Source organism: Saccharothrix hoggarensis (assembly GCF_052936025.1).
Genome location: NZ_CP193624.1, coordinates 5111129 through 5124503, shown reverse-complemented (window position 1 = coordinate 5124503; position 13375 = coordinate 5111129). Strand labels below are relative to the sequence as shown.

Annotated in this window: 12 protein-coding genes; 6 read left to right on the top strand and 6 right to left on the bottom strand. The window is 73.5% G+C overall.

The window, feature by feature from the left end; translation table 11 throughout:
* Window position 1 precedes the first annotated feature (1 nt).
* Entirely contained in the window at window positions 2-3586 is a 3585-nt protein-coding gene (locus ACRAKH_RS22920; RefSeq protein ID WP_447009269.1) for a BTAD domain-containing putative transcriptional regulator, read from the top strand.
* Between the two features lie 27 nt (window positions 3587-3613).
* Here the strand turns inward: ACRAKH_RS22920 and ACRAKH_RS22915 are convergent, their stop codons facing one another.
* Entirely contained in the window at window positions 3614-4819 is a 1206-nt protein-coding gene (locus tag ACRAKH_RS22915; protein WP_447009268.1) for an MFS transporter, read from the bottom strand.
* Between the two features lie 76 nt (window positions 4820-4895).
* Here ACRAKH_RS22915 and ACRAKH_RS22910 point away from each other — a divergent pair, with 76 nt between their 5' ends.
* A complete protein-coding gene (locus ACRAKH_RS22910) occupies window positions 4896-5882 on the top strand; it encodes a LacI family DNA-binding transcriptional regulator (RefSeq protein ID WP_447009267.1) in 987 nt (328 codons plus the stop codon).
* Here ACRAKH_RS22910 and ACRAKH_RS22905 read toward each other — a convergent pair.
* The 5 genes from ACRAKH_RS22905 to ACRAKH_RS22885 all read right to left on the bottom strand — a co-directional run bounded on the left by ACRAKH_RS22905 (window position 5846) and on the right by ACRAKH_RS22885 (window position 11025).
* Window positions 5846-6430 carry a hypothetical protein gene (locus tag ACRAKH_RS22905; protein ID WP_380730105.1) on the bottom strand — a complete coding sequence of 195 codons (585 nt, stop codon included), beginning with the start codon at window positions 6428-6430 and terminating at the stop codon, window positions 5846-5848. The genes ACRAKH_RS22910 and ACRAKH_RS22905 overlap by 37 nt on opposite strands.
* Window positions 6427-7263 carry a carbohydrate ABC transporter permease gene (locus tag ACRAKH_RS22900; RefSeq protein ID WP_380730107.1) on the bottom strand — a complete coding sequence of 279 codons (837 nt, stop codon included), beginning with the start codon at window positions 7261-7263 and terminating at the stop codon, window positions 6427-6429. Before ACRAKH_RS22900 ends, ACRAKH_RS22905 begins: the two co-directional genes overlap by 4 nt.
* The gene (locus tag ACRAKH_RS22895) at window positions 7260-8231 is read right to left on the bottom strand and encodes a carbohydrate ABC transporter permease (protein WP_380730109.1); all 972 of its coding nucleotides are present in this window, start codon (window positions 8229-8231) and stop codon (window positions 7260-7262) included. The genes ACRAKH_RS22900 and ACRAKH_RS22895 overlap by 4 nt, the downstream gene beginning before the upstream one ends.
* A complete protein-coding gene (locus tag ACRAKH_RS22890; protein ID WP_380730112.1) occupies window positions 8228-9469 on the bottom strand; it encodes an ABC transporter substrate-binding protein in 1242 nt (413 codons plus the stop codon). The genes ACRAKH_RS22895 and ACRAKH_RS22890 overlap by 4 nt, the downstream gene beginning before the upstream one ends.
* 698 nt (window positions 9470-10167) lie before the next feature.
* A complete protein-coding gene (locus ACRAKH_RS22885; protein WP_380727505.1) occupies window positions 10168-11025 on the bottom strand; it encodes an alpha/beta fold hydrolase in 858 nt (285 codons plus the stop codon).
* Window positions 11026-11156: 131 nt separating this feature from the next.
* Between ACRAKH_RS22885 and ACRAKH_RS22880 the strand changes: the two genes are divergently transcribed.
* From ACRAKH_RS22880 to ACRAKH_RS22865, 4 genes are all read left to right on the top strand, one after another.
* Window positions 11157-11723 carry a CGNR zinc finger domain-containing protein gene (locus tag ACRAKH_RS22880; protein ID WP_380727507.1) on the top strand — a complete coding sequence of 189 codons (567 nt, stop codon included), beginning with the start codon at window positions 11157-11159 and terminating at the stop codon, window positions 11721-11723.
* A gap of 112 nt (window positions 11724-11835) precedes the next feature.
* Window positions 11836-12123, top strand: a complete 288-nt coding sequence (locus ACRAKH_RS22875; protein WP_380727509.1) for a hypothetical protein — start codon at window positions 11836-11838, stop codon at window positions 12121-12123.
* 79 nt (window positions 12124-12202) lie between these two features.
* A complete protein-coding gene (locus ACRAKH_RS22870) occupies window positions 12203-12769 on the top strand; it encodes a YdeI/OmpD-associated family protein (RefSeq protein WP_380727511.1) in 567 nt (188 codons plus the stop codon).
* A 114-nt stretch (window positions 12770-12883) separates the two neighbouring features.
* Window positions 12884-13303, top strand: a complete 420-nt coding sequence (locus ACRAKH_RS22865) for an RbsD/FucU family protein (RefSeq protein WP_380727513.1) — start codon at window positions 12884-12886, stop codon at window positions 13301-13303.
* Window positions 13304-13375 lie beyond the last annotated feature (72 nt).

Sequence of the window (13375 nt, the reverse complement as noted above, 5' to 3'; positions counted from 1 at the left end):
GATGGTGCGTTTCGGGGTGTTGGGGCCGCTGGAGGCCGCGGACGAGCGCGGGCCGGTCGACCTCAAGGGCCCGCGCCACCGCGCCGTCCTGGCCCGGCTGCTGGTGGCCCGTGGCCGGGTCGTGCCGGTGACGCGGCTGATCGACGACCTCTGGGACGGCTCCCCGCCGGACGGCGCGCTAGGCGCCGTGCAGACGTTCGTCGGCGCGCTCCGCAAGGCCCTCGAACCCGACCGCCCGCCCCGTGCTCCTGCCCGGCTGCTGGTGACCGTGCCGCCCGGTTACGCCTTGCGCGCCGCGCCGGAGGCCGTGGACGCCTGGCGCTTCGACGCGGCAGTGGCCGACGCCTTGGCGGCAACCCACCCGGAAGCCGCCCACGCCACGCTGGACGAGGCCCTGGCCCTGTGGCGCGGTCCCGCTTACGCCGAGTTCGCCGAGCACGCCTGGGCCCGCGGTGAGGCCGCCCGGTTGGACGAGCTGCGGCTGCTGGCCGTGGAGCGGCGGGCCGAGGTGGCGTTGACGGTGGGGAAGGCGGCCGAGGCGGTGCCGGACCTGCGCGCGCACGTCGCACGGCACCCGCTGCGCGAGGACGGCAGGCGGCTCCTGGCCCTGGCCCTCTACCGCACCGGCCGGCAGGGGGAGGCCCTGGAAACCCTGCGCCAAGCCCGAGAAGCCCTCCGCGCCGAACTGGGCGTCGACCCAGGCCACCCCCTCCGCCGCCTGGAAGCGGACATCCTTGCCCAAGCCCCCCACCTCCAATCAGACCCACCCCACCCGACCCCACCGCCCCCGACCCCACCGCCCCCGACCCCACCGCCCCCGACCCCACCGCCCCCGACCCCACCGCCCCCGACCCCACCGCCCCCGACCCCACCGCCCCCGACCCCACCGCCCCCGACCACGCCGCCCACGACTCCGCCGCCAGTGGCGCCCGCCGAGTCGCTGCCCGCCGAGTCGCTGCCCGCCGAGTCGCTGCCCGCCGAGTCGCTGCCTGCCGGATCGCTGGCCGCAGAGCCGCCGCGCACCGAGGCGCCCGGTGAGGTGCCGCCTGCTGGGGCGTCCAGCGCTTCGCCGCCGTCGACAGAGGTGTCGCCCACCGCTGTGCCGCCTGCCGCACAGGCCGCCGACGTGCAGGCCGCTGTGTCGGCCGCTGTGTCGTCACCAGCCGGGTCGCCGGCCGTCGCGCCTCCGGCCGCCGACTTCCCCGACGCCAACGGGCACCCGTTCGTCGGCCGCGCGGACGAGTTGGCCGAGCTGGAGCGCGTCGCGCGGTCGGCGGTGGGGGCAGGGCGGTCGCGGTTGGTGTTGGTGTCCGGAACGGCCGGTGTGGGGAAGAGTTCGTTGGCGGCGGCGCTGGTTCGGCGGCTGGAGGCCGGCGGCTGGACGACGGCCTGGGGCGCCTGCCCCGAACCGCCCGGCGCGCCCGCCGCCTGGCCGTGGACGCGGATGCGCGAGACCTTGGCTTCCACCGGGCACGTGCCGCCGCCCGCCACCGAACCGACCCCGGCCGACGCGGTCGCGGCGCGGTTCCACCGGCACCGGGCCATCGGCTCCTACCTGGCCGCGATCGGCACGCCCGTCCTCCTCGTCTTCGACGACCTGCACTGGGCCGACGAGGAAACGCTCGCCCTGCTGACCGCACTGGCCGCCGACCCCGGCACGGGACCGTTGCTGCTCATCGGCACCTATCGCTCGACCGAGATCTCCACCGCCCTCACCGAAGCCCTCGGCCGCGCCGCCCGCGCCGAGCCCACCCGCGTCTACCTGGGCGGCCTGACCGAACCCGAGGTGCGCGACCTCGTGGACGCCCTCACCGACCGCGAGCCGACCGCCGCCGACGCCCGCGCCATCCACGCCCGCAGCGCCGGCAACCCGTTCCTCGTCCGCGAGCTGACCCGGCTCTGGGAGTCCGAGGGCGACGCGGCCCTGCACGCCGTGCCCGCGGGCGTCCGCGACGTCATCCGCCACCGCCTGGCGACGCTCCCCGAGACCGCGCGCACCCACCTCCGGCAAGCCGCCGTGCTCGGCCAGGACGTCGACCTCGACGTGCTGGTGGCCTTGGCGCAGGACGAGGACGCCGTCCTCGACTCGGTCGAATCGGCCCTCCTCACCGGTTTCCTCGTCGAGCCGAACGCCGACCACCTCCGGTTCGCGCACGCGCTCGTCCAGGAAACGCTCTACGACGACACGGCCCGCGCCCGCCGCGCCCGGTGGCACGCCCAGGCCGCCGACGTCATCGAGCGGCTCCACCCCGACGACGTCGAAGCCATCGCGCACCACCTCCTCCGCGCCGGGAACCGGGCCACGCCCGCCCGCGCGGCGCACTACGCCCGAGCCGCCGCCGAACGGGCGGAACGCCGGTTCGCCCCGCACCAGGCGGCCGCGTTGTGGCGGGAGGCGGTCACCGCACTCGACCGCTCCGACCGCCCCGACCCCCCGGCACGGCGGGAAGCCGTGATGGGCATGGTCCGGGCGCTGGCCGTGACCGGCGACCTGGCGGAGGCGCGTCGGCACCGGGCCGAGGCGGTCGCCGAGGTCGTCACCGACCCGGTCGCGGCGGCACGCGCGATCGGCGCGTTCGACGTGCCCGCGATCTGGACCGCCAACGACGACGAAGCCCTGTCCGCCCGCCTCGTCACCGCCGCCGAACGCACCCTCGCCGCCCTCCCTCCCGGGCACGACGCCGAACGCGCCCGCCTGCTGCTCACCATCGCGATGGAACGGCGCGGGGACACCGGGGGCCGTGGCCTGGCGGCGGCCCGTGAGGCCGAGGCGATCGCCCGCGACCTGGACGACCCGGCGTTGCTGGCGTTCGCGCTCAACGGCCGGTTCATGCACGCGTTCCACCGGGCCGGCCTGGCGCCGCACCGGTCGCGGATCGGCGCGGAACTGCTCGACCTCGCCGCCCGGCACGGCCTGGTGACGTTCGAGGTGCTGGCCCACCTGGTCCTGGTCCAGTCCGGCGCCGCGCTGGCCGACCTCGCGTCCGCCGACCGCCACGCCGCCGCGGCCGACGCCCTCGCCAGCCGCCACGACCTGCCCCTGGTCGGCGTGTTCACCGCCTGGTACGCCGCGCTCCGACTGGCCGTGACCGGCCGCCGTGACGAGGCGCGGACCGCCTACCGCGCCGCCGCGTCCCGCCTGGCCGGGGTCGGGATGCCCGGTCTGGAGCGCGGACTCCTCCCGCTGGCGCTGCTGAGCCTGGGCGAGGTGCCCGACGCCGACTGGGGCCCGCACGAACCGTGGGCACGTCCGCTGGTCCTGCTCGCACGCGGCGACCGCGACGCCGCCCGAGCCGCCGCCGCGGCCGTCCCGGACTCCCCGCACGACCTCCTCTTCGAAGCCCGAACCTGCCTGCACGCCAGGGCGGCGGTCGAACTGGAGGACCGCGCCCTGGCGGAACGCCTCTACCCGCGACTCCTCCCGGCCGCCGGCGAACTGGCCGGCGCGGGCAGCGGCCTGATCACGTTGGGTCCCACCGCACACCACCTGGCCCGTCTGTCCACTGTGCTGGGTCGCCACGACCAGGCCGCCGAACACCACCGCCAAGCTCAGGCGCTCACCGCCAAGACGCACAGTCCACAGTAGAAGCCGCGGCGCCCGAGTAGGACCACCTCAAACGCGCGGCGGCGTTCGCAGGACGGGCACGAGCGCGAGCGCCGGCACCAGCAGCAGCGGCACGACCAGCAACGCCCGCAGAACGCCCACGTGATCGCCCAACAGCCCCACGACGGGCGGTCCGGCCAGGAACGCCGTGTACCCGATGACCGCCACCACGCTCACCCGTGCCGCCGCCCGTCCCTTCTCGTCGGCCGCCGCGCTCATCCCGACCGGGAAGCCCAGCGACGTGCCCAGGCCCCACAACGCCACCCCGGCCACCGCCACCACCGGCGACCCGCCGAACACCGCCACCACCACACCCGCGATGGCGAGCGACATGGTGCACACCAGCACCGGCGCCCGTCCCCAGCGGTCCAGCGCGACCGTGCCCACCACCCGCCCGAGCGTCATGGTCGCCACGAACACCCCGAACACCGCCGCGCCGGCGGCCGGGCCGACCGAGTACCCGTCCACGAACGCCACCGCCACCCAGTCGTTCGCCGTCCCCTCGGTGAACGCCAGCACCAGCACCAGCAGCCCGATCAGCAACGTCCGCGGCTCGCGCCACGCCGCCAGGACGCCGCTGCCGCCCCTCGCGCCCACCCGGTCGCCGACGCGCCGGTACGACCGCGCCGCGACCAGCGTGCCGCCCAGCACGACCACCGCGACGCCCGCCAGGTGCGCGGTCACCGGCACGTCCAGCCACGCCGCCGGCGCGGCCAACCCGGCGGCGGCCACCGTGCCCAGGCTCCACACCGCGTGGAACCGGGGCATCACGGTCCGCCCGAGGAGCCGCTCGACCGCCGCAGCCTCGACGTTCATCGCCACGTTGCAGACGCCCGAGCCGTACCCGAGCACGAACAGGCCGACCGCCGTCGCGGCCACCGAGGGCCAGACCCCGACGCCGACACCCGCGGTGGCCAGCCCGGCGGCGACACCCGCCGTCGACACGCCCACCGACCGCCGCGCGCCCAGCCGGTGCGTCACCTCGCCGGCGGTCAGCATCGCCACCGTCGCCCCGGCGGACATCGCCAGCAGCACCAGGCCGAGCGCGCCGGCGCCGAGCCCCAGCGCGTCACGGGCGGCCGGCACGCGGGCGAACCACGAGGCCACGGCGACACCGTTCAGCCCGAACGTGACGGCCACGCCGATCGCGGCCGCACGGGTCCGCCGGGCGGCGGCCGGGTCGGACGGCGTCACGGCGGTCAGCGGGGTCGGCATGGGGGCTCCTCTCGGCAGGTGACGCCGACTCCACCCGTGGAAGCGCTTCCACCACAAGTGCCGGCACACTGGCCGGGTGGTCGGGGAGTCGCGGCGGACGACGTTGGCGGACGTGGCACGCCACGCCGACGTGTCGTTGGCGACGGCGTCCCGCGTGCTCAGCGGCCGCGGGCCCGCCTCGGACGCCGCACGCCGCCGCGTCCACGAGGCGGCGGCCGAACTCGGCTACGTCCCGGACCCGGCGGCCCGCGCCCTCGCCACCCGCGGCGGCACGCGCGTCGCGGTGGTCGTCGGCGGCCACAGCGCGCATGTCCTGAACGACCCGTACGTGGGACGGGTCGTCGCCGCCACCGCCGAAGTGGCCGCCGCGCGCGAGGTCGGCGTGTCGCTGCACTGGCTGCCGCTGCACGACCCGGCCGAGCTGGGACGGCTCGTGGAGCACCGGGGCATCGGCGGCGTCGTCCTGGTCAACCCGACGACGACCGCGCTCGCCGTCGTGCCCCAGGCGATGCGGGGCCGGGTCGCGGCGATCGGCATCGGCTCGCGGGACGTGCCGTCGTTCGACGTGGACAACGGCGCCGGAGCCGCCCGCGTGGTCGAGCACCTCCTGGCGAGCGGCCGACGACGCGTCGCCATGATCACCGGCCCGCCGTGGCTGCCGTGCACCCACCGCGCCGCGGCCGCCTACCGCCGGGTGGTGGGGGAGGCGGGCTCACCGGTCCGCCTGGTGCCGGGCGACTTCACCGCCGCCCGCGGCGGGACCGCGTCGGCGGAGGTCATGGCCCGCTGGCCGGACACCGACGCGGTGTTCGCGCTGGGCGACCTCACCGCGCTCGGCGCGCTGGCGGCCCTGCGCCGCGCGGGCGTGGACGTGCCGGGCGACGTCGCCGTCGCGGGCTTCGACGACATCGACTTCGCCGCCCTCAGCCGCCCGGCGCTGACCACGACCACCAACCCGGTCGAGGACATCGCGGCCGGCGCCGCCACCGCGGTCCTCGACCGCCGCCGCGCCGACCCGTCGACCGCCTACCCGTCGACGCTCGTGCTGCGCGAGAGCTCCTGACCGACCCGCCCCGAACGCCGGTCCACCGCCACCGCCGCCATCAGGACGCACCCGAGCATCGGCAGCAGCAACGGCGGGAGCTGCCAGGTCACCACCAGCAGCACCCCGAACGACATCACCAACAGCAACGACCCGCCGAAGTCGGCGACGGCCCGACGTGGGGCCGAGCGCGCCAGGTCCGCCCACCGCGCGTCCGGCGACCACGCCGCCGCGGCCCGCAGCACGACCACCGCCAGGCCGACCGCCGCCACACCGCACACCGCGGCCACGAACCCGCCGCCGGCGACCCGCGACCGCAGCAGCACCACGTCCACCGCCAGCACGGCGAAGCACCCGATGACCGCCAGCGACAGCTGCCACCCGCCGGGCAGCGCCGCCCGCACCCGCTCGAAGAACGACCGCAGCGAGGTGGTCTCGCCGTCGACGTGAGCCTTGATGTGCGCGCACCCGGCCGCGAGCGCCGGCAGCAGCGTCACCACCGGCAGCGCCGCGACCAGGACGAGCAGCCCCGCCGTCAGGCACTCGCCGAACAACGCGAACCGCCTCATCCCTTCAACCCCGACGTCGACACGCCCTCCACCAGGAAGCGCTGGAAGAACAGGAAGAACAGGATCACCGGCACCAGCGCCAGCATCGACATCGCCATCAGCGCGCCGAAGTCCGATCCCGTCGACTCGTCGATGAACAGCTGCAGCGCCAGCGGCAACGGGTACTTGTCCGGCGTGCTGAGGTAGATCAGCGGGCCGAAGAAGTCGTTCCAGCTCCAGATGAACGTGAAGATCGCCGTGGTGATCAGCGCCGGACGGCACAGCGGCAGGATGATGTCCCAGAACACCCGCCAGTGGTTCGCCCCGTCGATCTTGGCCGACTCGTCCAGCTCGTGCGGCAGCTGCCGGATGAACTGCACCATGAGGAACACGAAGAACGCCTCCGTGGCCAGGAACTTGCCCGCCAGCAGCGGCACGTAGGTGTCGACCAGGTCGAGGTTCTGGAACACGATGTACTGCGGGATGATCAACACGTGGAACGGCAGCAGCAGCGTCGAGATCATGATCCCGAACATCACCGTCCGCCCCCGGAACCGCAGCCGGCCGAACGCGTAGGCCGCCAGCGCCGACGACGCCACCGTGCCGATCACCGACAGCACCGCCAGCACGGCGGAGTTGAGGAAGAACCGGCCGACGCCGATGCCGACCACACCGTCGAACACCCGCTCGTAGTTCGCCGTGGTCACCGTCTCCGGCAGCAGCCGCAGGCTGCCGACGATCGCCTCGGACGGCTTGAACGTGGCCGCCGCGACCCACACGATCGGGTAGAGCACGACGGCCAGCAGGACCAGCACGCCGACGTGCCACGCCACCCTCGACAGCTGCCGCTTCATCGCCTGCTCCCCGAGTCGCCCGTGTAGTGGACCCACCCGCGCGCGGTGCGGAAGAGGAACACCGTCACGAGCCCGACGCCGAGCAGCAGCATCCACGCCATCGCCGACGCGTAGCCCATCTGGTAGTCGCCGAACCCGCGGTCGAACAGGTAGATCGTGTAGAACAGCGTGCTGCCCGCCGGCTGGCCGTTCGGGCCGCCGACCACGTACGCCGACGTGAACACCTGGAACGCGTTGATCGTCTCCAGCAGCAGGTTGAAGAACAGCACCGGCGAGATCATCGGCAGCGTGATCGACCGGAACCGCCGCCACGGGCCGGCCCCGTCCACCTCGGCGGCCTCGTACAGCTCGCGCGGCACCTGCTTCAACCCGGCCAGGAAGATCACCATCGGCGCGCCGAGCTGCCACGCGGCCAGCAGCACCAGCATCATCAGCGAGAAGTCGGGGTTGCCCGCCCAGCCGCCGGTGTCGATGCCGACGCCCAGCAGCAGCTGGTCGACCACCGAGTCGTCGCTGAACATCATCTTCCACACGATGGCGACGCTGACGCTGCCGCCGATGAGCGACGGCCCGTAGAACGCCGCCCGGTAGAAGCCCTGCCCCCGGCGCTTGCTGTTGAGCAGCATGGCGACGGCGAGCGCCGCCACCAGCTTGATCGGCACGGCCAGCGCCACGTACAGCGCCGTCACCTCCACCGACCGCAGCCAGCGGGCGTCGGAGAACATCCGCTCGTAGTTCTCCAGCCCGATCCACCGCGGGGTGTTGAACAGGTCGTAGTCGGTGAACGACAGGTACAGCGACGTCACCATCGGCCCGAGGGTCAGCAGGACGATCCCGATGATCCACGGCGACAGGAACAGGTAGCCCGCCAGGCCGTCACCGGGCAGGCGGGCCCGCTTGCGCGGACCCGTCCGCTCCTCGGCCTGCGCCTCGCCGGCGCGAACCGGCGTGATCGTCGTCCTGCTCACGACCCGAGGGTCTCTTCGGCCTCGGTGAAGAACTGGTCGACCGCCTCGTCCACCGAGATCCGGCCGTACTGGAGCTCCTCGGTGATCCGGATGAACGCCTGCTCCAACGTGCCGGCGCCCTTCGGCGGCGCGGGCGGCGTCTTGCCGAACTTGTCCTTCAGCTGCTCCTCGTACGCCGCCACGGCGGCGAGGGGCCCTTCGAGCTGCGCGGCGGAGCGCTGCGCGTTGGTGGGCGGCAGGCCCCGGTTCGCGCCGAAGATCTTGCCGACCTCCGGGTCGTTGACCATGAACGAGACCAGCTTGGCCGCCGCCGCCGGGTGCTCGGACTTCTGCGACACGCTCAGCAGCATGGCCGGCTTCAGGTACTGGCCCTTCGCGTCCGACTTGTCGCTCGGCACGGGACCGAGCTTCAGCTCCGCCTTGGCGCCCTTGTCGTAGCGGGCCATGAAGTTGTCCCAGCCCAGGTCGCCGGCCACCAGGTCCAGCTCCAGCGGGTGCGACGGCTTGATCTGCACGCCCTTCTCGATCGGCAGGACGGCGCCGGCCTCCGCCAGGGTCTTGCCCTCCTTGAGGAAGTCGGCCAGCCGCGCCTTGTCGAAGCCGAGCTTGCCGTCCTCCGTGTAGAGCGACTTGCCCTCCTGGCGCAGCTGCAGCTCCAGGTTGTAGTAGCTGCCGATGTAGTTGCCGCCGCCGTGGACGCCGGTCTTCTGCGCGATCGTGGTCATGGCCGCGCGGTAGTCGTCCCAGGTCCAGCTCTCCTTGGGCTCCTCGACGCCCGCCTGGGCGAACAGCGCCGGGTTGTAGATGTAGCCCCAGGTGTTGCCGCCGACCGGCACGCCGTACAGGCTGCCGTCGATCTCGCCCGCGCCCTTCAGCCCCGGAAGCAGGTCGCCGAGGTCGAGGTTCTTGCCCTCCTGCTTCTTCAGGTCGTAGAGGGCGTTGCGGTCGGAGTACTCGCGCAGGTACGCGAAGTCCATCTGCATCACGTCGGGCGCGTTGCCGCCGGCGGTCTCCGTGGCCATCTTCTGCCAGTACGCCTCGAACTCCTGGAAGCTCGGGGTGACCTTGATCTCCGGGTTCTTCTGCTGGAAGAGGTCTATCGCCTTCTGCATCAGTTCAGCGCGCTCGGCGTTGCCCCACCAGGAGTACCGCAGGGTGGCGGGCCCGGCCGCCGTCTCGTCGCCGCCACCGGCGTCGCTTCCGCACGCCGCCGCCGAGGCGACGGCCAGCAGTGCCACGACCGTCGTGGTGAGACTTCTGAAACGTTTCACTGCACCCATTCGGATCCTCCGGTCTCGACCACTCGGGGAAGGGTTGTGCGCGTCACAGCGGAAAGCGCTTTCCGGGCAGGCTACGAGCACGGTGCGACCACGTCAATGCCCACTTCGGCAGCCCTGCGGCGGCTGAACGGCGGCAGTGCGGCCGCGGTGTCGGGCATGCGGCGCGCCGCGGCGCGCGGACGGCCGCCACCCCCGGCCGCCGCGTGGTGCGGTGACCGGGGGTGGCGTGCGGCCGCCGCCGGAGGCCTCGACCGTTCCGATAGGACAAGTCCGGCGCCCACGGGTTCCGGCCGTGGCCGGTGGTCCGCGACGCTCGACCTCTCGGGGCTGGCGTGGTGGTAACCGGCGCGAGGTGTCCCGAGTGGACGGGGAGGATGTCGGCCGGTCGATTGCGGGGAGCCGGCGGTACCGTGACGCGTACGGCGGGCAAGTGTGAGGCGTGGACCCGAGCGACGTGAACCTGCGCGGACTCATGCTTCGCCTCCTTGCGAGCAGAACCGTGACGCGGCTCCGGTCGTTCGGGCCGGCTGACCGGGGCGCTTCGCGAACGGTAGCGCAGCGCGTGAAGGTGAGCAAGGCGGCCATTTGTTATCGCTAACAGCCTAAGAGAACCCGCTTTTCCGTCTCACTTCGTTAGCGCTCACACCATTTCGGTCTCAGCCGAGGACGCGCCCGAGGAAGCCCCGGATGTAGCCCGTGACGGTGTCGAGGCTGTCCTCCAGCGCGAAGTGGCCGGTGTCCAAGAGGTGGATCTCGGCGTCGGGCAGGTCCCGCCGGTACGCCAGCGCGCCGTCCGGGCCGAAGATCTCGTCGTGCCGCCCCCACACCGCGAGCAGCGGCACCTGCGAGTCGCGGAAGTACTGCTGGAACGCGGGGTAGGCGTCGAGGTTGGTGCGGTAGTCGCGGAACAGCGCCAACTGGACCTCGGCGTTGCCGGGCCGGTCGAGCAGGGCCTGGTCGTGGGACCAGGTGTCGGGGCTGATCCGGCTCGGGTCCTTGACGCCGTGCGTGTACTGCCACCGCGTGGCGTCGAGCGTCAGCAGCGCCCGCACCGCGGGTTCCGTGTCGGGGCCGGGGTTCGTGGCGTAGGCGAACAGCGGCTCCCAGAACGGGGTGAAGCCCTCGGTGTAGGCGTTGCCGGACTGCGTGATGATCGCGGTGACCCGTTCCGGCTGCCGTGACGCGATCTTGAGCCCGATGGGCGCGCCGTAGTCCTGGATGTACAGCGCGTGCTCGCGGACGCCGAGGTGGTCCAGCAGTCCGAGTGTGATGTCGGTGAGCGCGTCGAAGGTGTAGTCGAACCCGTCCACGGACGGCGCCGAGCTGCAGCCGAACCCGACGTGGTCCGGGGCGATCACGCGGTAGCGGTCGGCGAGGCGGGGGATCAGCTCGCGGAACATGTGCGAGCTCGTGGGGAAACCGTGCAGCAGCACGAGGACGGGGGCGTCGGCGTGGCCCGCCTCCCGGTAGAACACGCGCTGCCCGTTGACGTCGGCGTATCGGTACGAGGTCATCCGCTGCTCCTGGTTCGATTCTGCCTAACCGTTTTAACTGTTCTGAACGGTTAGATGACGACGCCCAGGTAAGCAGGCCCGTGTTAACCTGTCAAGCGACTCTGAACGGTTAGGCGGGGGAGGTGCGGGCCGTGCTCGGTGCCGACGACGCCGTCACCGCCGCCTTGGCGGCCCGCGGTTGGCCCGCGCGCCCGCTCGCGGACCAACCCCTCGGCGTCGACCTGCTCAACACCCGGTGGGTGGCGGGCGGCGTCGCCTACGACCTGCTGGACCACGACGACCTCACCGAGGCGTGGCTGGCGGACCGCGAGCTCCCGACCGGCCGACCCGTGCCGCGCCGACAGCTGCGCGAGGCGCGGGACGCGGTGGCCGCCGTGATCGCGGACCCGGCCGACCACGCCGCCCTCAACGCCCTGCTGGACCGCGGTCGGGTGCGGCTCGCGGTGGACGAGCACGGGCAGGTCGAGCACGAGGACGTGGCGGACCCGGCGTGGCGTGCCGCGTGGGCGTGCCTGCGTGACTACCTCCGCCTGCGCGAGGCGACCCCGGACCGCCTCCGCAAGTGCGCGAACCCCGACTGCGTCCTTCACTTCCAGGACGTGTCCCGCACCAGCAGGCGGCAGTGGTGCTCCATGACCGCGTGCGGCAACCGCTTCAAGGCCCGCCGCCACCACGACCGCGTCCGCGGCCAGGCGTGACCGCGCCCGAACCCGAGCTGCGCCCGAACCCGACCGGGCTCCGGACGTGAGCCGCGCTCGGAGTCGGACCGGCTGGCGCGTCGATCCGCCGCCGGCGGGGTATGCGGGTGCCATGACGCATGACGAACCGCTCGACCTCGGCACGACCGAGCTGTCGGAGGACGAGGAGGCGCGGGTCCGGCGCGAGCACGACCTCGACCGGCCGCGGGCCTTCGACCAGCGCAACGACGTCGACCGCCGCGCGCGGACGCGGGCCAACCTCCTGCCGGAGGAGCTGGGCTCGGGCAGCGCCGACCCGGAGGCACAGGCGCGCGAGGTGCTGCGCGACTCGGACGTGCGCACCGAGATCCCGGAGTCCGCGCCCGACACGATGGCGGAACGGCGCGAATCCGGCCCCTGAAAGTCCGGCGAAGTGCTCAGCCGGTGAGCACTTTGCCGCGCACGATGGCGTGAGGAAGCCATCGACCGGGGAGCACACCATGAGCGCGCTTGACGGTGCGGAGATCATCGCCTTCGCCGACGCCGCCGCGTGGGAGGCGTGGCTGGCCGACCACCACGACGTGGCCGCCGGCGTGTGGGTGAAGATCGCCAAGAAGGGGTCGGGCCGCGCGTCGGTCACCATCGCGGAAGCGCTGGAGGTCGCCCTCTGCTACGGCTGGATCGACAGCCGGCGCAAGGGCTGCGACGACGACCACTACCTCCAGCGGTACTCGCCGCGCCGGCCGACCGGGTCCTGGTCGCGGGTCAACGTGGAGAAGGTCGAAGCGCTGATCGCGGCGGGGCGGATGCGGGAACCGGGCTTCGCCGCGGTCCGGGCCGCCCAGGCCGACGGCCGGTGGGACGCGGCCTACCAGTCGCAGCGCACCGCCACCGTGCCGCCGGACCTCGCCGCGGCCCTGGCGGCCGACGACGGCGCCCGCGCCGCGTTCGACCGCCTCGACCGGACGCGGCGGTACGCCCTGCTCCTGCGGCTGATGAAGGCGCGGACGCCCGCCGCGCGCACCGTCCAGTTGGAACGGGTGGTGGCGTCGCTGTCGACCCCGTGACCGACCCGGAGCTGTTACCGCTCACAATCTCACTCGGCGAACTTCTTGTTGGAGGCAGCAGAAAACGGCTGTTAGCGTTAACACGCTCCGTACCACATCGAGAGGTCGTCCGAAGTGTTGCGCTACCCCTTGCTGCACCCGCCGCTGCTCAGCGCGCTCGCCACGGCAGGCCACGGATCGAAGGTCCTGCTCGCGGACTCGAACTACGCGCACCGGACCAACGTCCACCACCGGGCCACGCTGATCCACCTCAACCTCCGGCCGGGCCTCGTCTCCATCGACGACGTCCTGGAGCCGGTGCTGTCGGCGATCCCGGTGGAGGCCGTGCACACGATGCGGCCGGACGACCTCAGCACCCCCGCCGCGTGGGCCGACTACGAACGGCTCCTCGGCCCGGACCTGCCGTTGCAGCCGCTGGCGCGGCACGACTTCTACGCCACGTGCCGTGAGTCGGACCTGGCGGTGTGCGTGGCCACCGGCGACGGGCGGCACTACGCGAACCTGCTGCTGACCGTGGGCGCCGTCGCGCCCTGACCCACGACGACCGGCGGGACCGGCTCCGAGCGCCCGGAGCCGGTCCCGCCGTCCGTTTCCCGCCGTCGGTTC

What these genes read in the sequence shown, in the direction of transcription:
- ACRAKH_RS22920 (WP_447009269.1), top strand. Translation starts at nt 2, where the DNA reads ATGGTGCGTTTCGGGGTGTTGGGGCCGCTGGAGGCCGCGGACGAGCGC.
- ACRAKH_RS22915 (WP_447009268.1), bottom strand. Translation starts at nt 4,819, where the DNA reads ATGCCGACCCCGCTGACCGCCGTGACGCCGTCCGACCCGGCCGCCGCC.
- ACRAKH_RS22905 (WP_380730105.1), bottom strand. Translation starts at nt 6,430, where the DNA reads ATGAGGCGGTTCGCGTTGTTCGGCGAGTGCCTGACGGCGGGGCTGCTC.
- ACRAKH_RS22900 (WP_380730107.1), bottom strand. Translation starts at nt 7,263, where the DNA reads ATGAAGCGGCAGCTGTCGAGGGTGGCGTGGCACGTCGGCGTGCTGGTC.
- ACRAKH_RS22885 (WP_380727505.1), bottom strand. Translation starts at nt 11,025, where the DNA reads ATGACCTCGTACCGATACGCCGACGTCAACGGGCAGCGCGTGTTCTAC.
- ACRAKH_RS22875 (WP_380727509.1), top strand. Translation starts at nt 11,836, where the DNA reads ATGACGCATGACGAACCGCTCGACCTCGGCACGACCGAGCTGTCGGAG.
- ACRAKH_RS22870 (WP_380727511.1), top strand. Translation starts at nt 12,203, where the DNA reads ATGAGCGCGCTTGACGGTGCGGAGATCATCGCCTTCGCCGACGCCGCC.